The organism is Chromobacterium sp. Ag138 (genome assembly GCF_055181315.1).
This window is the reverse complement of the sequence record NZ_JBUPWA010000001.1, coordinates 394587-412673: the sequence shown is the minus strand read 5'-3', so window position 1 is coordinate 412673 and position 18087 is coordinate 394587. Positions and strand designations below refer to the sequence as shown.

19 protein-coding genes are annotated in these 18087 nt (G+C 64.6%); 4 read left to right on the top strand and 15 right to left on the bottom strand.

What is annotated here, in order from left to right; translation table 11 throughout:
- Positions 1-72: 72 nt before the first annotated feature.
- Positions 73-813 (top strand): acetoacetyl-CoA reductase, encoded by a 741-nt coding sequence (gene phbB, locus ACY3GB_RS02090; RefSeq protein WP_463087263.1) that lies wholly within the window; start codon positions 73-75, stop codon positions 811-813.
- A gap of 115 nt (positions 814-928) precedes the next feature.
- A complete protein-coding gene (locus tag ACY3GB_RS02085) occupies positions 929-1423 on the top strand; it encodes a GAF domain-containing protein (protein WP_463087262.1) in 495 nt (164 codons plus the stop codon).
- A gap of 65 nt (positions 1424-1488) precedes the next feature.
- On the opposite strand, the gene ACY3GB_RS02080 is transcribed toward ACY3GB_RS02085, so the two are convergent.
- The 9 genes from ACY3GB_RS02080 to ACY3GB_RS02040 form a co-directional block, all read right to left on the bottom strand.
- Positions 1489-1896: an FKBP-type peptidyl-prolyl cis-trans isomerase gene (locus ACY3GB_RS02080; protein ID WP_463087261.1), complete on the bottom strand. Its 408-nt coding sequence runs from the start codon at positions 1894-1896 to the stop codon at positions 1489-1491.
- 46 nt (positions 1897-1942) lie between these two features.
- Positions 1943-2641 (bottom strand): GTP cyclohydrolase I, encoded by a 699-nt coding sequence (folE, locus tag ACY3GB_RS02075; protein WP_463087260.1) that lies wholly within the window; start codon positions 2639-2641, stop codon positions 1943-1945.
- Between the two features lie 309 nt (positions 2642-2950).
- Positions 2951-4219, bottom strand: a complete 1269-nt coding sequence (locus ACY3GB_RS02070) for a nitronate monooxygenase (protein WP_463087259.1) — start codon at positions 4217-4219, stop codon at positions 2951-2953.
- A 102-nt stretch (positions 4220-4321) separates the two neighbouring features.
- Positions 4322-4903, bottom strand: a complete 582-nt coding sequence (locus tag ACY3GB_RS02065) for a uracil-DNA glycosylase family protein (protein WP_463087258.1) — start codon at positions 4901-4903, stop codon at positions 4322-4324.
- Positions 4900-5847, bottom strand: coding sequence for a 3-deoxy-7-phosphoheptulonate synthase (locus tag ACY3GB_RS02060; RefSeq protein ID WP_463087257.1), 948 nt, complete (start codon positions 5845-5847; stop codon positions 4900-4902). The genes ACY3GB_RS02065 and ACY3GB_RS02060 overlap by 4 nt, the downstream gene beginning before the upstream one ends.
- Positions 5844-6446 (bottom strand): hypothetical protein, encoded by a 603-nt coding sequence (locus ACY3GB_RS02055; protein ID WP_463087256.1) that lies wholly within the window; start codon positions 6444-6446, stop codon positions 5844-5846. The genes ACY3GB_RS02060 and ACY3GB_RS02055 overlap by 4 nt, the downstream gene beginning before the upstream one ends.
- A gap of 9 nt (positions 6447-6455) precedes the next feature.
- Positions 6456-7037, bottom strand: coding sequence for an LOG family protein (locus ACY3GB_RS02050; RefSeq protein ID WP_463087255.1), 582 nt, complete (start codon positions 7035-7037; stop codon positions 6456-6458).
- 68 nt (positions 7038-7105) lie between these two features.
- The gene (pheA, locus tag ACY3GB_RS02045) at positions 7106-8179 is read right to left on the bottom strand and encodes a prephenate dehydratase (protein WP_463087254.1); all 1074 of its coding nucleotides are present in this window, start codon (positions 8177-8179) and stop codon (positions 7106-7108) included.
- Between the two features lie 134 nt (positions 8180-8313).
- The gene (locus tag ACY3GB_RS02040; protein WP_463087253.1) at positions 8314-9117 is read right to left on the bottom strand and encodes an alpha/beta fold hydrolase; all 804 of its coding nucleotides are present in this window, start codon (positions 9115-9117) and stop codon (positions 8314-8316) included.
- Between the two features lie 221 nt (positions 9118-9338).
- Here ACY3GB_RS02040 and ACY3GB_RS02035 point away from each other — a divergent pair, with 221 nt between their 5' ends.
- Both ACY3GB_RS02035 and ACY3GB_RS02030 read left to right on the top strand, forming a co-directional pair.
- Positions 9339-11129, top strand: a complete 1791-nt coding sequence (locus ACY3GB_RS02035) for a protein-disulfide reductase DsbD (protein WP_463087252.1) — start codon at positions 9339-9341, stop codon at positions 11127-11129.
- A gap of 63 nt (positions 11130-11192) precedes the next feature.
- Positions 11193-12287: an AI-2E family transporter gene (locus tag ACY3GB_RS02030; RefSeq protein WP_011135899.1), complete on the top strand. Its 1095-nt coding sequence runs from the start codon at positions 11193-11195 to the stop codon at positions 12285-12287.
- A gap of 65 nt (positions 12288-12352) precedes the next feature.
- On the opposite strand, the gene ACY3GB_RS02025 is transcribed toward ACY3GB_RS02030, so the two are convergent.
- From ACY3GB_RS02025 to ACY3GB_RS02000, 6 genes are all read right to left on the bottom strand, one after another.
- Positions 12353-12727, bottom strand: a complete 375-nt coding sequence (locus ACY3GB_RS02025; protein WP_463087251.1) for a hypothetical protein — start codon at positions 12725-12727, stop codon at positions 12353-12355.
- A gap of 48 nt (positions 12728-12775) precedes the next feature.
- The gene (locus ACY3GB_RS02020; RefSeq protein WP_463087250.1) at positions 12776-13114 is read right to left on the bottom strand and encodes a 2Fe-2S iron-sulfur cluster-binding protein; all 339 of its coding nucleotides are present in this window, start codon (positions 13112-13114) and stop codon (positions 12776-12778) included.
- Entirely contained in the window at positions 13111-14286 is a 1176-nt protein-coding gene (locus tag ACY3GB_RS02015) for a molybdopterin molybdotransferase MoeA (protein WP_463087249.1), read from the bottom strand. The genes ACY3GB_RS02020 and ACY3GB_RS02015 overlap by 4 nt, the downstream gene beginning before the upstream one ends.
- 129 nt (positions 14287-14415) lie before the next feature.
- A complete protein-coding gene (locus ACY3GB_RS02010) occupies positions 14416-15381 on the bottom strand; it encodes an ABC transporter permease (protein WP_021476816.1) in 966 nt (321 codons plus the stop codon).
- 1 nt (position 15382) lies between these two features.
- Positions 15383-16474 (bottom strand): ABC transporter permease, encoded by a 1092-nt coding sequence (locus ACY3GB_RS02005; RefSeq protein WP_463087248.1) that lies wholly within the window; start codon positions 16472-16474, stop codon positions 15383-15385.
- Complete coding sequence (locus ACY3GB_RS02000) at positions 16471-18000, bottom strand: ABC transporter ATP-binding protein (RefSeq protein ID WP_463087247.1); 1530 nt, start codon at positions 17998-18000, stop codon at positions 16471-16473. Before ACY3GB_RS02000 ends, ACY3GB_RS02005 begins: the two co-directional genes overlap by 4 nt.
- Between the last annotated feature and the right edge of the window lie 87 nt (positions 18001-18087).

Here is an 18087-nt window from a genome sequence, read left to right as displayed (position 1 = left end):
GCATATTCTGTAACAAAAGGAAGTAAAGATAATTCAAGCATAGATTCCAAACCCGACAGAGGAGCCAGCATCATGACGAAAAGGATTGCATTAGTCACCGGAGGCATGGGAGGCATCGGAACCTCCATCTGCAAAGCCTTGGCTGAAGCGGGATATGCCGTGGTGACCACCTACAGCAAGCCGGGCCGGGAGTCCGCCTGGCATGCCGACATGAAGGGGCTGGGTTTCAGCGACATCCACAGCTACCAGTGCGACGTTACCGACTTCGCAGCCTGCCAGGAAGTGATTGCGCGGATCACGAAGGATGTTGGCCAGGTCAGCATCCTGGTCAACAACGCCGGCATCACCCGCGACGCCAGTTTCAAAAAGCAGAACAAGGATGACTGGGACGCCGTGATCCGCACCAACCTGGATTCGGTGTTCAACATGACCAAGCCGGTGCTGGACAATATGCTGGAGGCGGGCTTCGGCCGCATCATCAACATTTCGTCCATCAACGGCCAAAAGGGTCAGTTTGGCCAGACCAACTACTCCGCGGCCAAGGCCGGCATGCATGGCTTCACGATGGCGCTGGCCCAGGAAGTGGCCAAAAAAGGCGTGACAGTCAACACCATCTCTCCCGGCTATATCGCCACCGAAATGGTGATGGCGGTGCCGGAAGATGTCCGCAACAAGATCGTGGCCCAGATTCCGGTCGGCCGCCTTGGCCGTCCCGAAGAGATCGCCGCCCTGGTCACCTTCCTCTGCTCCGACAACGCCGGCTTCATCACCGGCAGCAATATCGCAATGAATGGCGGGCAGCACATGATGTAACCCGCGCCATGGCTCCGTAATACTGTTCACGCCGCCCGTCCGGGCGGCGTTTTCTTTTCATGCCCGGCATGGTGTATGCTGTCCAGTCCGCATTTACTCCCAAGCAATACCCGCCATGGCAGAAAATCTCATCATCGAAGGCGATAGCAAGGAAGAAAAGTATCAGGCCTTGCTGCCGCAAGCTCATGCGCTGATCATCGGCGAAACCGACATCGTCGCCGCGCTGGCGAACCTGTCCGCCGCGCTGGCCTCGACTTTCGGCTGGCTATGGACCGGCTTCTATCTGGTCAAGGGCGAGCAGCTGGTTCTGGGGCCGTTCCAGGGGCCCATCGCCTGCACCCGCATACCGCGCGGCCGCGGCGTCTGCGGCAGCGCCTGGGCGCAGAACCGCACGCTGCTGGTCGATGACGTCGACGCCTTTCCCGGACACATCGCCTGCTCGTCGAGCGCCCGCTCCGAAGTGGTGGTGCCCATCCGCGACTCCGCAGGCGCCGTCATGGCGGTGCTGGATGTCGACTCCGTCCAACTGAGCGGTTTCGACCAAACCGATGCGCGCTATCTGGAGCGCATCATCGAGCCGCTTGCCAAACTGTTCGACCAGGCCAGCTGAAAGCTTGGCCGGATTCAAAAAAACAGGCCCGGAATTCCGGGCCTGTTTTCATATGCGACTGTCGATCACTTCTGAATGGAAAGCAGCTCCACTTCAAAATACAGCGGCGCGTTCGGCGGAATCACGCCCGGCACGCCTCGGCTGCCGTATGCGGTATTCGCCGGGCAAAACAGCTTGGCCTTGCTGCCCACCGTCAGCGCGCTGACGCCCTGGGTCCAGCAGGGAATCACGCGACTCAACGGGAAGCTGATCGGACCGCCGTTCTTGTAGGAGCTGTCAAACTCCTTGCCATCTTTGAATGTGCCGCGATAGTTCACTTTGACGGTGTCGCTGCTTGAAGGCTTGGCGCCCTTCCCAGGCACCAATACCTCGACCTTCACGCCGGAAGGCAAGGTTTGCGAAGCCGGTTCGGCCATTGCCGCCGCCGCGCATACGGATAAGACCAAGGCAGGAATCATTCGATAAGGGAACATAGGCTCTTTCATCGTAAATACGCGGGACACGGCTGCGCCGATATCCTCACTTTTGCATCAGGGAAAGGAATTCCTTGCGCAGATCCGGGTTGGTCAGGAAGGCGCCGCGCATCACGCTATTGGTCATCTTGCTGTTGCTATCCTTCACGCCGCGCCAATGCATGCAGAAATGATCGGCTTCCATCACGATGGCCAAACCGTCCGGCTGCAGCTTTCTCATCAGCAGTTCGGCGATCTGCGAAACCGCCTCTTCCTGTATCTGCGGCCGGGTCATGACCCAATCGATCAGGCGAACGTACTTGGACAAGCCGATCAGATTCGAGTGCTCATTGGGCAGCACGCCCACCCATACTCTGCCGATGATGGGGCACAGATGGTGCGAGCAGGCGCTGCGCACCGTGATCGGGCCGATGATCATCAATTCGTTCAGGTGCTCGACATTCGGAAACTCGGTGCTGGCCGGCATGGCGACGTAACGGCCGCGGAACACCTCGCGCACGAACATCTTCGCCACCCGCTTGGCGGTGTCTTGAGTATTGTGATCATTCGCGGTATCGATCACCAGGCTTTCCAGCACGCCTCTCAACTTGGCCTGCACCTCTTCCTGCAACTCGTCCAGCTCGCCCTCCTCGATGAAGGCCGAAATATTGTCGTTGGCGTGGAAGCGCGCTCCCGCCTTTTGCAGACGATAGCGAATGCGCTGCGACACGGCTTCCCGCTGGCCCTGCTTGTCGGTTTTGCTCATTGTTGATTACTTGTTCGCAAGAAAATGGAAATCATTCCGAAATATACAGCAACTTGCGCAATCCCAGGCCGGACGAGCGGCGAATAAACCTGTCCGCGGCGCTATCCGCGCGGGCCGATCAGCCTTCGCGTCATGATCGTCCAGAAAGGGAATGGCATTGAGGGAAAAAGATATCAATGCTATATAAATGGCCGCCGAACATCAACACCCGAGCCAAAACCTTTTCTACGAGAAGTGCCAAATGACAAAAGGCAGTCGAAGCGAAAAGCTCGACTGCCCATTTGCAAAGCGCGAAAGCGGGAACGCGCGTCAGCCCGCCTTCAGGCATTCCTCCCGCCGCGGCAGGGCGATCTTGTTATCCTTGCTGTGCTGATAATCCAGGAACACATGCTCGGCGCTCAATAACTGATAACTGCCATCGCCGCGAAGATGGGTCGTATCCTTCAGGCGATACGCGTAATGGCCGCAGGTCCAGCAATCGAAATTGCGCATATGGGTGCACAGACAGGTCTTTTCCCAAACCGGCACGCGGCGCTGGCCCGGATTTTCCGCATGCGCCTTGTGATAGGCGTCGATGTAGGAGCAGCCGCCCTTGGCATCCAGCAGATAGCCATAGGCTTCGCAATTCGGACGGATGCTGTCGCCGATCGCCGGGCAATGCTTGATCATCCGCATCGGATAGCCGGTCGGAGACAACTGGTTGACCTCGATATCCTCTTCGCTGGACTTGAAATACTCCTGCTGCACCTTTTCCGGCAGTCCGCACTCGCGGGCTACGGTGAAGCGGGTGGCGACCTGCACCGCGCCGGCGCCCGCCTCCAGGAAGCCGGCCGCGTCGCTGCCGGTGAAGATGCCGCCGGCAGGAATCAGCGGGATGTCCAATTGCTCGGCCCGCAGCCAATCGCGAATCTCGGTGAAAATGCTGGCCAGGTCGTACTCGGCCCAGTCCATGCCGAAGCCCAGATGGCCGCCGGCCAGCGGCCCTTCCACCACGACGTAATCCGGCATGCGCCCGCAGCGGCCGTTTTTCTTCAGGAACAGCTGCAGCGCGCGCAGCGAGGAAACGATGATGCCAAGCTTGACGTCGCGGAAACGCGGGTGGTCTTCGATCAGGGCGAAAGAACCCAGATGCAGGCCCGCTGCCAGCGTGATGCCATCGATGCCGGCATCCAGCGCCGCGCGCATCCGCACTCGCAGGGTTTCCTTGGGCGCGTTCATCGTCAGCTTTTCCATGCAGTTGATGAACACCAGGCCGCTGCCCTGCTTTTGCTGCATGGTATTGCCCACATGCAGGCGGGTGGCCTCTTCCAGCATGCCCAGATCGAAGCGGACGACCGACTTGTCCGGATTTTCTACGTTGAATTTATACTGGGCCAGCTTGTTCTTGACGAATTTGGTATTGAAACGGCGGTCCGTCACGGTCGGCACCATCGCGTCGGAAATATGGCCGACGCCGCCTAGCCGCGCAGCCTCCAGCGCCAGCTGGGCGGTGGAAATATCGACGCCCATGCCTCCAATGACGATTGGCACCAATTCGTGTTTGCCCAACTGCAGGCGAAAATCATCAACACACTTCATCGTGACGGGTCTCTCCATAGAACTGGACAAATTATCACCCGCGAAACGATGGAAATCCACATTTTTAGAGTTTTTGCTCATTCACAAGCAAGGCACTCCCATCTATCGCCCCAGCACTTCCGCCACTCGCCGCCGCAACGCCGGCAGCAACTCGGTTTCGAACCATCGATTGCGCGCCAGCCACATCCGATTGCGCGGACTGGGGTGCGGCAATGGAATCACGCCTGGATAATACTCGCGCCAGGCCGCAACCGTTTCGGTCAGCGTGCGCTTGCGCGAAGACAGATGATAAGCCTGCGCGTAGCTGCCCACCGCCAACACCAACTCCACCCGGCCAAGCAGGGGCAGCAGGCGCGGGTGCCAGAGCTTGCTGCACTCCGGACGCGGCGGCAAATCGCCATTATGCCCCGTGCCTGGATAACAGAACCCCATGGGCACGATCGCGAAGCGATCCGGATCGTAAAACACATCCTCCCCCACGCCCAGCCACTCTCTCAAGCGCTTGCCGCTGGCGTCATCCCAGGGTATTCCGCTCTCGTGCACCTTGCGGCCCGGAGCCTGGCCGGCCAGCAGGATGCGTGAGCCTTCGGCGGCCCGCAGCACCGGCCTGGGCCCGCAAGGCAACGACGCTTCGCACGCCCGGCAAGCCGCGATATCCGACAGCAAGCCCGCCAGCGCGCTCACGCCACTGCACCCGCCAGCAACCCGCGCCATCCCGCGGCTTCATCATCAGGCCAGGCCGCGCAGTCCAGCATCAGGCCGCAAGCGCCGGCAATCAGCGCCGCGCGAGCCAGCGACAAGGCCGAAGCCTGGCCGCCGGTCTGCGGAGCTGAGACGATAAGCGGCAGATGAGTCCGCCGGCGCAGGCTGGCCAACTCCCCGACATCCAGGCTGACCGACTGGCCATCGCCGCCGCATTCGCACAGCACGATCTGGTGATTGCCGCCGAGCGCGACATGCTCGGCCGCGGTCAGCCACTCGTCCAGCGTCTGGCGATTGTCCCGCTGCAAGATGACAGCTTTATTGATGCGGCCGACTTCCCGCAGCAACTCGATATTGTTCAGCGATGGCGGCGGCAGCAGCAAGGCTTCCGTTTGCAACTCCAGATGCGCGTCCAGCAGGCGGACGTCGCGCAGCTCGGCCACCGCGCCCAGCCCGGACTCGCCCGCCACGTCGCAGAGACGCTCCAGATCGGCCACGCCCAAGGCCTGATAATGGTAAGGACTTACGTGGCTGCGGCCGCCGCCCGCATACAGCAGGCATCCGCCAGCGGCCGCCACGTTGCGCGCGGCGGCGCGCAGCGCGTCTTCGCTCCAGTCCTGCGCGCGGCCGCCCAGCCAGGCCGCGCCGCTCGCGCCGAACACTGCCCTCCCCACCCTCACCTTTGAATCCGCCGGCTGGGCCTCCCGCGACACGATGCGGTAGTCGCCGACGACTCTGAGCGCGCGCTCGACGCCGGCCATCGCCTCGAATGCGCCGGCCTCCAGCCCCCGTTCCTCGCCCACCGCGCCGATCACCGTGCGCTCCATGCCTCGGGATACGTGCGCGGCCAAGCCGGCGCTTTCTATCCTGGCCACCACGCTCCGCACTTCAGCCTCGCTCGCGCGGGCGCTCATCACGATAATCATCCGTCCATCCTCTTGTCTTCTTTCGCCGAAGAGGCCTCGCGGCGCCAACGACCGGCCAGCCGCCGCGCGAGGCGCGCCAGCGGCGACGGCCGCGCCCAGAACCGCCGCGCGCGCGCCTTCGCCAGCCTGGCCCAGCGCCACGGCAAGGAGACTCGCAGCCTCTCGAACACCCATGCGCGAAGCCGCTCGAAGCGCTGGTGCCAGCGCACGAACCACGGCACCGACATCAATGCCGGCCGCGTCAGCGTGAACAGCCAGGCCACCAGCGCGGTGCCGCCGAGCTTGGCCAGCAGGATCACGGTCAGACCCAGCAGCGCATGGCCTTGCTCGATCAGGAACAGCGCCGCCAGCTTGACCGGCAGCAAGGCCAGCGCCGGGGCCAGAAACAGCGCCAAGGCAACCTTGGGGGAACGTCCCGCCACCCAGCGTTCCAGCGCTGCGAACGGCGGCCAGCGGCCGAGCCGGGCAAGCGCCGCGGCCAGTTCGTCCCAGGCGAGCTCTTCGAAAACGATGATCGCCGCCAGCAGCAGCGCCAACGGCCAGGCCATCGCCCGCCGCGAGCGCAGCCATGGCGACGCTTGCGTATCCCGCTTTCCCATGCGGACCGCTCAGGTGCGGGCCAGATCCAGCCACTTGGCGACGTGGCGGGGCTGGTATTGCCGCATCCAGCCAAGCAAGGTCGGCAGATCGCGCTCGATGCGGAACAAGTCCAGATTGCCCTTGGGCACGAAGCCTTCGCCCACCGCATGCTCGACCAAGGCCTTCAGCGGCTGGTAGAAGCCGCCGGCGTCCAGCACGCCCACCGGCTTGTTGTGCACCGACAGCTGCGCCCAGGTCAGGATCTCGAACAATTCGTCGAAGGTGCCGAATCCGCCGGGCAGCGCGATGAAGCCATCGGACAGCCGCGCCATCAGGGCCTTGCGCTGATGCATGGTCTCGGTGACGTGCAGCTCGGTCAGGCCCATGTGCGCCACTTCCTTGGCCTTCAGGAATTCCGGAATCACGCCGATCACCTTGCCGCCCGCCTCAAGCGCGGCGTCCGCCGCCACGCCCATCAGCCCCACGTTGCCGGCACCGTACACCAGGGTGATGTTCTGCTCGGCCAGCGCGCGGCCGAATGCGCGGGCCGCGTCCTCGTATTCAGGGTTGCCGCCTTTGTTGGAGCCGCAGAACAAGCAGATCGATTTCATTTTCTTCATCCATTTCTTGCAAAAAAACAAGGGCCGGAAGATTCCGGCCCCGGGTCATTCCAAGCGGCTCACAACACCGCCATCGGGTAGGAGCCCAGCACCTTGACGAAGGACGTGCGCTCGCCCAGGCCGGCCAGCGCCTTCAGCACCCGCTCATCCTGGCGGTGGCCTTCCAGGTCGATGAAGAACACGTAATCCCACAGGCCGGCGCGCGAAGGACGCGACTCGAACTTGCTCATCGACACGCCGTTGGAGGCCACCGGCTCCAGTAACTGGTGCACCGCGCCCGGCCGGTTGGGGGCGGAGACCACGATGGAGGTCTTGTCCTGCCCGCTGGGGCCGACATCCTGCAGGCCCAGCACCAGGAAGCGGGTGGTGTTGTTGGGCTCGTCTTCCACGTTCTCCGCCAGCTTGAACAAGGCGTAGCGTTCGGCCGCAGCTTGTCCGGCGATGGCGGCGGCGGTTTCGTCCTCGGCCGCCAGACGCGCGGCTTCGGCGTTGCTGGCCACCGACACGCGCTCCACGTCGGCCGGCAGATTCTTGTTCAGCCATTCGTGGCATTGCGCCAGCGCCTGGGCGTGGGCGTAGACGCGGCGGATGCCGTCCAGCCCCTCGGCCTTGCGCAGCAGGTGGTGATGGATGCGCAGCACCACCTCGCCGCAAATCTTCAGCGGCGAGGTGACCATCAGGTCCAGCGTGCGCCCCACCGCGCCTTCGGTCGAATTTTCCACCGGCGCCACCACGTAGTCCAGCGCGCGCGACTCCACCAGCCGGAACGCCTCGTCTATCGAGCTACAGGCGATGGTGCGGGCCGCATGGCCGAAGTGCTTGATCGTGGCCAGCTGGCTGAAGGTGCCTTCCGGCCCCAGGTAGGCGATGGACAGCGGCTTTTCCAGCGCCAGGCATTCCGACATCACTTCGCGGAACAACCGGGCGACGGACTCGCTGGGCAGCGGGCCGGGATTCAGATCCTTCAAGCGGCGGAGCACCTGGGCTTCCCGCTCCGGGCGGTAGATGACGCCGCCGCCCTTGATTTCTCCGATCTCGCGGGCATGGCTGGCGCGCTGGTTCAGCAGCTTGAGGACTTCGACGTCGATGGCGTCGATGGCGTTGCGGTGTTGCTTGAGACGTTCTTCAGACACTGGTTTCGGGCTCTCTGACGATGGCGAACTGGCTTTCTCGATATCTTACAGTTTCCGCGAGATAGCCGCCGCTCGCAAGCGCCATGCGCCGGATGCGGACTAAATGCCGAGCCGGCCAGGCGCGCCAGACATCCTCAATTCCAGCCGCCCTGATCCAGCCCGGCCAGCAATTGTTCGATGCGTTCCGCCGTTTCCAGCGGTTTTTCCAGCGGAAACAAGTGGCTGCCCGGCTGCTTGCCCACCATGACGGAGAAATGCTTGCGCATGAAAGCCAGGTCGCTGTCGCGCAGCACATCCGATGCCGAGCCGGCCAGCAAAGCCGCCGGCACCTTCAGCCGTCCGCGGTGCCGGGGAAAGTCGTGCGGCAGCGTCGCGTAGATGTCGTGCTCCACCTGCGGGCGGAACTTGAGCCGGCGGCCGCCCTTGCCGTCGTCCTGCGTGCCGTGCAGGGCGTAATCGGCGAGACAGTCGGGATCGAAGCGGGCAAACTTGGGCTTGCGCGCGAAATAATCGTGCGCCATCTCCACCGTCGCCCAACTGTCGCGGCGCGCCAGCGTATTGCCGCCAGGCGTCACGCGCTGGATGAAGCCCAGCCGCTTGGCCAGCCAGATGCCGAGGGAGCGGGACGGCCCCATCAGCGGCGAGTCCAGAATGATGATGGCGCGGAACAAATCCGGCCGCTTCAGCGCCGCGTAGAACATCAGGAAGCCACCGAGCGAATGGCCGACGCCCACCACGGGGCTGCGGTAGCGGGACTCGATGAAACGGATGCTCTCGTCCACCAGATGCGGCCAGCAATCGGTGATGGGGAAATCCGGATTGTGGCCTATCGTATCCAGATAGCCGACATCGCGGCTTCCGGCCAGCTTGCCCAGCATCTTGCCGTACACCGACGCGGGAAAGCTGTTTGCATGAGCGAAATGAATGGCTTCTCGCATAACCCCTCTTGATATCCTCGTTCTTATTTTTCATAAGCGGAACGCTGCCTGCGCTCCGCCTGCCCAGCTATACTAGCCGCTTTCCCGACATCAGGGACGCGGCGGCCTCCGTTTGCCCGGCGATGCGATTTGATGCATATTGCATCACGCATCGTAAAAACGGAACCGCAAACCGTTTACATCGTCACAGTTCCATCGCCAACCGCAAAAAGAGTCTGCACGTGCAAGCATACCTCCATTCCTTTTATCGATCGGCCTGGCTATGGCTGGCGTCCGCGATCGCCTGCCTGGGCCTCGCCCTGCCCGCCCACGCGGTCAACCAGGAAGACCTGCTCCCGCCGGAGCAGGCCTTCGCCGCCCAGGTCAGCCGCAGCGGCGATCAGCTGCAACTGACGCTGGATGTCGCGCCCGGCTACTACCTGTACCGCGACCGCATCAGCATCAGCACCACGCCGGCCGACCTGGCCGGCAAGCCGACACTGCCCGCAGCCCAGGAAAAGAACGATCCTTACTTCGGCAAGCAACAGATTTACCACGGCAAGCAGCTGATCACCATCCCGCTGGCCGCCGGCGCGCCGGCGGACTTCCAGCTGAACGTCAAGCTGCAGGGCTGCGCGGAAGCCGGCGTCTGCTATCCGCCCTACACCCACAAGCTGAAGGTGGGCCAGGCGGGCGGCTCGAGCAACAAGCTAAGCGCCTGGACGGAGGTCGGCCCGTCGGGAAAAGCGTCGGCCGGTAACAGCGAGTTGGCCGCCCAGGGTTGGCTGGCCACACTGGGCACCTTTCTGCTGGCGGGTCTAGGCATGGCGTTCACCGCCTGCATGTATCCGCTGCTGCCCATCGTTTCATCGCTGATTGCCGGCCAAGGCGCAACCCTCAGCCGCAGCCGCGGCTTCCTGCTGTCCCTGCTCTACGTGCAAGGCCTGGCGCTCACCTATACCGCGGTCGGCGTCGTCGCCGGGCTGACCGGCTCGCTGCTGACCGTGTGGCTGCAGCAGCCGGCGGTGGTGCTCACGGCCAGCGCGTTGATGGTGGTGTTCGCGCTGTCGATGTTCGACCTGTTCTCCATCCAGCTGCCGAACGCGCTGCAATCCCGGCTGGCCGACACCTCCAACCGGCTCTCCGGCGGCAAGGCTGTCACCGTGTTCCTGATGGGCGCGCTGTCGGCGCTGATCATCGGCCCCTGCGTGGCGCCGCCGCTGGCGCTGGCGCTGGGCTATATCGGCAGCACCGGCGACGCCGTCCTAGGCGGCGCGGCGCTGTACGCGATGGCCATGGGCCTGGGCCTGCCGCTGATCGCCATCGGCACCTTCGGCGGCCATGTGCTGCCGCGCGCCGGCAACTGGATGAAGGCGGTCAAATCGGCGTTCGGGGTGGTGATGCTGGGCCTGGCCATCTGGCTGGCCACGCCCTTCCTGCCGGCGGCACTGGTGATGCTGCTGTGGGCGGCGCTGCTGATCGGCGCGGCGGTGTTCGTGGGCGCTTTCGACAGCCTGTCCACCGCTACCAAAGCCAGCGCGCGCCTGGGCAAGGCGCTGGGCCTGCTGCTGTTCCTGCTGGGCGGCGCCCAGCTGGTCGGCCTGCTGTCCGGCGCCGACAATCCGCGCTATCCGCTGAAGCTGATCGCCGCCAGCAGCGCCGAGGGCGCCACACGGCAGCATTTCCTGCCGATAAGCACGAACGCGGAGCTGGATGCCAAGCTGGCCGAGGCCAAGACCGCCGGCAAGCCGCTGCTGCTGGACTTCTATGCCGACTGGTGCGTGGCCTGCAAGGAAATGGAGGCCGACGTCTTCCCGCAACCTCAGGCGGCGGCGCAAATGCAGCGCTTCGTATTGCTGCGCGCCGACGTCACCGCCAACAATCCGGAGCACCAGGCGCTGCTCAAGCGCTTCGGCCTGTTCGGCCCCCCGGGCATCATCCTGTTCGACAGCCAGTCCCGCGAGAGCAACCGCGTCGTCGGCTACACCCCCGCCGACGCATTTGCCCGCGAACTGGGCAAGGTGGCAAACTAGCGCCGTATCCGGCCGGCGCCATCGCGCCGGCCGTCATTTCCGCCACCTAGAACGGATGCCTTCATGCCTCCCCTGCCTAACGCTTTTCCCAACGTCAGCATCCTCGGCGCGTTCCGCGTCGCCATATTGGCGTTGCTGGTGGTTGCCTGCCTGAAAGTGCTGCAACCCTTCCTCGGCGCGCTGACCTGGGCCGCCATCATCGCCATTTCCGCCTGGCCGCTCTACAGCCGGCTCAAGTTGCGGCTGCGCGGCCGCCACAAGCTGGCGGCGCTGCTGATCGTGCTGGCGCTGTCCGCGGCGCTGGCCATTCCCATCGGCCTGATGGCGCTGACGCTGGCCGACACGCTGCCGCATCTGGCCAATCTGGCCCATGATCTGACCAGCTTCCGGCTGCCCGACGCGCCGGCCTGGCTGACCAATCTGCCGGTCGTCGGCGACAGCCTGCAGAAACTATGGCAAAGCACCCAGGCAGACCTGCCCGGCTTCTTCGAGAAAGTCCGCCCCGCGATCAACCAGGCGGCGCTGTGGCTGCTGTCCGGCGGCGCCAACCTGGGCCTGAGCCTGCTGGAAATCGTGCTGGCCATCGCCGTCGCGGGTCTGCTGCTGATCAACGGCGACAAGCTGTGGGATCTGGTGGAGCGCATCGTGGTCAAGCTGGGCGGCGAAACCGCCGGCGACCTGCCCGAGGTGATCGCCCGCACCATACGCAGCGTCACCACCGGCGTGGTCGGCACCGCGCTGGCGCAGACCATACTGTGCGTGATCGGCCTGTTGATCGCTGGCGTGCCCGGCGCGCTGGTGCTGGGCTTTTTGTGCTTCATCGTCGCGGTGGCGCAGATGCCGACGCTGGTCGTCTGGCTGCCGGCCGCCGCCTGGGTGTTCTACACCGGCCACACCGGGCTGGGCGTGTTCCTGCTGATCTGGGGTTTCCTGCTGATCAACACCATAGACAACATTCTGAAGCCGTTGTTGATCAGCCAGGGCGCGCAGATGCCGCTGTCGGTGATCTTCCTCGGCGTGATCGGCGGCCTGATCGCCTGGGGGGTGATCGGCCTGTTCATCGGCCCCACCCTGCTGGCGGTAGGCCTGACCATGCTGCGCCACTGGCTGCAGCGCGAGGACAACGAGGAGCTGGCCTGCGAGGGCGAGCAGGGCTGATCTCTTGGCAAAACGACAAGGGCGCGCCGGTTGACGGCGCGCCCTTTTTTACTCTCTTCAGCCTGCTATGGGCAGGGCGTGGTGGCTGGAGGAAGCTTGGACTCGGCATTGGCGCGGATTTTCTGGTTCTGCTGCGTTTCGCTGCCGTAGTTGCCGCTGCACGCCAACTCGCCCCTCACCTCCCGCTTGCCGGCCTCCTTGCCGTCGCACATCTCTTTGAATGTCCAACGCACTTTCGCCTGATTGCCTAATGCCGCCGCGCAGTTGTGACAGTACTGAATCTGCTTCACCGTGCCGCCGCTCAGGCATACATAATCGGTCTGGGGGCCGAGCGTCCATTTAGCCGCCGCCGCGTATCCGCAGGACAAGGTCAGCGCGAAGCCGAAACCAATCGACAAGCTTTTCATGAGATTACTCCCGTGGTCCGAAAACAGCTTCATGCTAGCCCTCCGGTCGTACTCTGCATGCCATCCTTTCCGCCAGGCGCGCTAGAAAGCCGGACAAACCACCAGCCAGTCTACCGCCTCTTCCACCTCCAGGTGGCAAGCCAGCCGCCACGGTTCCGCTTCATTCCATTCCTCGCATGCCGCCAGTTCCGCGCCGATCGCGCCGGCCCGCTGCAGCACATTGCGCTCCTTGCGGCCCAGCCGCTGCGGCGCGGCCATGCCGGCGATACGGACCTTGCAGGTGCCGCAGGTGCCTTGGCCGCAGCGCCAGTGCAGCGGCACGTCGGCCAGGCGGGCGACGTCCAGCAGATTGTCTCCCGGCATCGCTTCCGACTCGTTCAGCAAGGCCCCGCTGTCGCTGACGAAGCGTATCCGGCTCATGTCAGTTCCAGATAGGCCAATTCGTCGCCCGGCTTCACCCGCTGGCCCGGCTGCAGCCAGACCAGGCCATCGGCCCAGGCGCAGGACATCAGCACGCCGGAGCCCTGCTGCGGATACAGCTGCAGCTGGCCCGCCGCCTTGCGCACGCGCAGGAACTCGCTGCGACGCGTGTCCGGCTTGTCCCAGGCGAAGGCGGCCGGCAGCCGCTGCGCCTCCGGCGGCGGCACCTCCAGACCCATGCGTTTCTGCAGGAAAGGCTTGATCAGCGTTTGCAGCGTCACGTAGCCGGACACCGGATTGCCCGGCAGGCCGATGAAGTCCGCCTCGCCCAGCCTGCCGTAGGCCAACGGCTTGCCCGGCTTGATCGCCACCTTCCACAGCGTGAGCTCGCCCTCGGCTTCGACCGCGGCCTTGACGTGGTCCTCCTCGCCGACCGACACGCCGCCGCAGGTGATCACCACGTCGGCCACCGCCGCCGCGTCGCGCAGCAACTGCCGGGTGGGCGCCAGCGCGTCGCCGACATGGCCCAGGTCTATCACTTCGCAGCCCAGTTGCTGCAAGGCCGGCAGCAGCCAGTAGCGGTTGGAGTTGTAGATCTGCCCCTCGCCCAGCGGCTGGCCCGGCTCCACCAGCTCGTCGCCGGTGAAGAAGGCCGCCACCCTCAGCCGCGGCAGCACCGGCAACCGCGCCAGGCCGATGGAGGCCGCCAGCCCCAGATCGGCGGCGGACAGCTTGCGGCCGGCCTCCAGAATGCGCTGGCCTGCGGCGATGTCCTCGCCGCGGCGGCGGATGTTCTGTCCCAGGCCAGGCTCGGCGCTGAAGCTCACGCGGCCCTCCCCGTCCACCTCCGCCTGTTCCTGCATGATCACCGCGTCCGCTCCCGGCGGAATCGGCGCGCCGGTGAAGATGCGCGCCGCGGTGCCTGCCGCAAGAGGCTCCGGCACGCTGCCGGCGGGCACCCGCTGCGACACCGCCATCGCCGGCGCCAGATCGGCGCAGCGCAGCGCGTAGCCGTCCATCGCGCTGTTGTCATGCGGCGGCACGTCCACGCCGGCCGCCACCGGCTCGGCCAGCACGCGGCCCAGCGCTTGCATCAGCGGCAATTCTTGATGGGTGTTCAGCGGCTTGGCGCGCTCCAGCAGCCAATCCCGCGCCTGTTGATAGCTCAGCATGCGATATTCCAATCCTGTCTTGCGATGGGCCGGGCCCATCCGTCACAAGCCCCCATCATAGCACGCGCCATCCATGCAAAAAGCCCGCCGGCGTTGAGCGGGCGGGCTTGGAGCGAAGCGGAAAACGTATCAGCGCGACTTGACGAACGGCACGCCGATCGCCTTCGGCGCCAGCGCGCGGCCGACGAAGCCGGCCAGCAGCAGCACGGTCAGCACATAGGGGATCACGGCGATCGCCTGCGACGGGATCTGGCCCACCACCGGCAGCGCCACGCCTTCCAGGCGGATCTGGATCGCGTCGGCGAAGGCGAACAACAGGCAGCCGATCACCGCCGGCACCGGACGCCACTTGCCGAAGATCAGCGCCGCCAGCGCCAGGAAGCCCTTGCCGGCGGTCATCTCCTTGATGAAGCTGCCGGTCTGGTAGACGGACAAGTAAGTGCCGGCCATGCCGCACAGCATGCCGCCCCAGAACAGCGCGGTGTAGCGCACCTTGGCCACCGAGATGCCGGCGGTGTCGGCGGCGTGCGGGTTCTCGCCCACCGCGCGCAGGCGCAGGCCGAAGCGGGTCTTGTACAGCACCCAGGTCACCAGCGGGATGACGATGAACACCGTCAGGTACACCAGAATGCTGTGGCCGGAAATCAGCTTGCTGTACACCAGGCCCACTACCGGCACGTCGCGCAAGGCGTCGGCGAACGGCAGCGCGATCTCGTGGAAGCGGCCGTCGTCCGGCAGCTGCGGCGAGTTGCCGCCCTGCTGGAACCAGGCCAGCGCCAGCACCGGCGTGATACCGGAAGCGATGGTGTTGATCGCCATGCCGGAGATCAGCTGGTTGCCGTTGTAGGTGACGGAGACGAAGGCGTGCACCATGGCCAGCGACACGGCCGCCATCATGCCGGCCAACAGGCCGATCCATGGATTGTGGGTGACGTAGGCGGCGGCGGCGGAGGCGAAGGCCGCCGCCAGCATCTTGCCTTCCAGGCTGATGTCCACCACGCCGGAGCGCTCGGAGAACATGCCGGCCAAGGCGGCCAGCACCAGCGGGGTGGCCACGCGCACGGTGGAGTCGAGGAGACTGAAGAACATTTCCATATTACTTGTCCTTGCGCTTGAACAGGCCGGCGATGAACGGCTCGAACAGGTTTTCCAGCGCGCCGCAGAACAGGATGATCAGGCCCTGGATGAACAGGATCATCTCGCGGGTGATCATCGGTTTTTCAAACGACAGGTCGGAACCGCCCTGGGTCAGCGCGCCGAACAGCAGCGCGGACAGGACGATGCCCACCGGATGGTTGCGGCCCATCAGCGCCACGGCGATGCCGACGAAGCCGACGCCGTTGGTGAACAGCACGTTCATCCGGTGCGAGGAGCCCAGCAGATCATTGACCGAGGCCAGGCCCACCAGCGCGCCGGACACGCACATCGCCACGATGATGGTGCGGCTGACGCTCATGCCGGCGTAGCCGGCGGCGTGCTCGTTGGTGCCGACGGTGCGCAGCGTGAAGCCCCAGCGGCTGTGCCAGACGATCAGGTAGAACAGGCCGGCGGCCAGCAGCGCGAAGGCGAAGGACAGGTTCAGCGGCGAATTCGGCAGGAAGGCGAACAGCTCGTGCATCTGCGGAATCCAGCCGCTCTCGGCGAACAAACGGGTGGTCGGGTTCTGCGAGCCGGCTTCGATCAGCTGGTGGCTGATCAGGTACAACATCAGCGAATAGGCGATGAAGTTGAACATGATCGTGGTCACCACGATGTGGCTGCCGCGCTTAGCCTGCAGATAGGCCGGGATGTAGGCCCAGGCCGCGCCGAAGCCCATCGCCGCCAGCATGGCCAGCGGAATCAGCACATACGGCGGCAGCGTGTGGTCGAAGCCCAGCATCACCAGCGTCACGCCCAGGCCGGCCAGATAGGCTTGGCCTTCGCCGCCGATGTTGAACAGGCCGGCGTGGAAGGCGGTGGCCACCGACAGGCCGGCGAAGATGAAGCTGGTGGTGTAGAACAGCGTGTAGCCTATGCCCTCGCCGTAGCCGAAGGCGCCGTGGATCAGCAGCTGCAGGCATTCCCAGGGGTTTTCGCCAATCATCCAGGTGACGAGGCCCGTCACCAGCAAGGCGGCCAGCAGGTTGAGCGCCGGCAGGATGGTCAGCTGCGCCCAACGCGGCAAGGTGGATGGTTGTCCGAATTTCAATGCTTGTGCCCCCCCATGAGCAAGCCGAGGGAAATGGTGTCGGCGTCCTTGGCCGCCACTTCGCCGGTGATCTGGCCGCCGGCCATCACCAGGATGCGGTCGGACAAGGCCAGGATTTCTTCAAGTTCCACCGAGACCAGCAAGATGGCCTTGCCTTCGTCGCGCAGCTCGATCAGCCGCTTGTGGATGAATTCGATCGCGCCGATGTCGACGCCGCGCGTCGGCTGGCCGATCAACAGCAGGTCCGGATTGGCGTGGATCTCGCGCGCCAGCACCACTTTCTGCTGATTGCCGCCGGAGAGCAGGCCCACGCGCAGCAGCGGATTGCCCGGACGGATGTCGAACTGGGCGATGAAGTCGCGGGTGCGCTCCACCAGTTTCTTGCGGGAATACAGCGGGCCGCTGTTGAGCGTCTTGTCGTCGTGATAGCCGAGGATGGCGTTCTCGTAGGTGGAGAAAGCCTTGACCAGGCCCTCGCGCGAGCGGTCTTCCGGAATATGGCCGATGCCGCGCTGGCGGTAGACGGCGGAGCGCGGCTTGCGGCGGCACGGCAGCTTCAGCAGATCCTCGCCCTTGTAGACGACGGCGCCGGCGCTCGGATCGCGCATGCCGGCCAGCACTTCCAGCAGCTCGGACTGGCCGTTTCCGGACACGCCGGCCACGCCGACGATCTCGCCTGCCCTGACCTGGAAGCTCAAGTTGTCCAGCAGCTTGACCTGGCGCTCGTCGATCAGGGTCAGGCCCTTGACGTCCAGCACGGCCGCGCCGGCCTGGCAGTCAGCCTTGTCCACCTTCAGCGACACCTTGCGGCCCACCATCAGGTCGGCCAGCTTTTCCTTGTCCACGTCGCAGGTGCGCACGTTGTCCACCACGGTGCCGGCGCGCATCACGCTGACGTTGTCGGTGATGTCCATCACCTCGCGCAGCTTGTGGGTGATCAGGATCACCGTCTTGCCCTGCTCTTTCAGCGAACGCAGGATGTGGAACAGGTGGTCGGCCTCTTGCGGGGTCAGCACCGCGGTCGGCTCGTCCAGGATCAGCACGTCGGCGCCGCGGTACAGCGCCTTCAGGATTTCCACCCGCTGCTGCAGGCCGACGCCCAGGTCGCCGACCAGCGCGTCAGGGTCCACTTCCAGCGAGTAGTTCTTGTTCAGTTCCTTCAGGTGCTCGCGGGCCTCGTCCATGCCGCCTTTGAGCAGCCGGCCGCCTTCGGCGCCCAGCACAATGTTTTCCAGCACAGTGAAGGTTTCCACCAGCATGAAGTGCTGGTGGACCATGCCGATTCCCAGCCGGATGGCTTCCTGGCTGTTGCGGATGCGGACATCCTTGCCGTTCACGCGGATGGTGCCGCTGTCGGCGTGGTAATAGCCGTACAGAATGCTCATCAGCGTGGACTTGCCGGCGCCGTTCTCGCCGATGATGCCGTGGATGCTGGCCTTCGGCACGCTCATCGTCACGTCGCGATTGGCCTTGACGGCACCAAAGCTCTTGTTGATGCCTGTCAGTTCAATGGCAAACTCGGTCATGCTTGATATGTTCCCGATTCTTCGATTCTTGTTTCCCCGGCGGCACGAACAAACAGCCGCGATGATGAATCACCGCGGCTGCGCCCC

Coding starts and splice junctions, on each gene's coding strand:
- ACY3GB_RS02050 (WP_463087255.1), bottom strand. CDS start 7,037: ATGAAATCGATCTGCTTGTTCTGCGGCTCCAACAAAGGCGGCAACCCT.
- ACY3GB_RS02060 (WP_463087257.1), bottom strand. CDS start 5,847: ATGATTATCGTGATGAGCGCCCGCGCGAGCGAGGCTGAAGTGCGGAGC.
- ACY3GB_RS02085 (WP_463087262.1), top strand. CDS start 929: ATGGCAGAAAATCTCATCATCGAAGGCGATAGCAAGGAAGAAAAGTAT.
- ACY3GB_RS02030 (WP_011135899.1), top strand. CDS start 11,193: ATGCCTCCCCTGCCTAACGCTTTTCCCAACGTCAGCATCCTCGGCGCG.
- ACY3GB_RS02010 (WP_021476816.1), bottom strand. CDS start 15,381: ATGGAAATGTTCTTCAGTCTCCTCGACTCCACCGTGCGCGTGGCCACC.
- ACY3GB_RS02025 (WP_463087251.1), bottom strand. CDS start 12,727: ATGAAGCTGTTTTCGGACCACGGGAGTAATCTCATGAAAAGCTTGTCG.
- ACY3GB_RS02055 (WP_463087256.1), bottom strand. CDS start 6,446: ATGGGAAAGCGGGATACGCAAGCGTCGCCATGGCTGCGCTCGCGGCGG.
- ACY3GB_RS02015 (WP_463087249.1), bottom strand. CDS start 14,286: ATGCTGAGCTATCAACAGGCGCGGGATTGGCTGCTGGAGCGCGCCAAG.
- phbB (WP_463087263.1), top strand. CDS start 73: ATGACGAAAAGGATTGCATTAGTCACCGGAGGCATGGGAGGCATCGGA.
- ACY3GB_RS02080 (WP_463087261.1), bottom strand. CDS start 1,896: ATGTTCCCTTATCGAATGATTCCTGCCTTGGTCTTATCCGTATGCGCG.
- ACY3GB_RS02070 (WP_463087259.1), bottom strand. CDS start 4,219: ATGAAGTGTGTTGATGATTTTCGCCTGCAGTTGGGCAAACACGAATTG.
- ACY3GB_RS02020 (WP_463087250.1), bottom strand. CDS start 13,114: ATGAGCCGGATACGCTTCGTCAGCGACAGCGGGGCCTTGCTGAACGAG.
- ACY3GB_RS02040 (WP_463087253.1), bottom strand. CDS start 9,117: ATGCGAGAAGCCATTCATTTCGCTCATGCAAACAGCTTTCCCGCGTCG.
- folE (WP_463087260.1), bottom strand. CDS start 2,641: ATGAGCAAAACCGACAAGCAGGGCCAGCGGGAAGCCGTGTCGCAGCGC.
- ACY3GB_RS02000 (WP_463087247.1), bottom strand. CDS start 18,000: ATGACCGAGTTTGCCATTGAACTGACAGGCATCAACAAGAGCTTTGGT.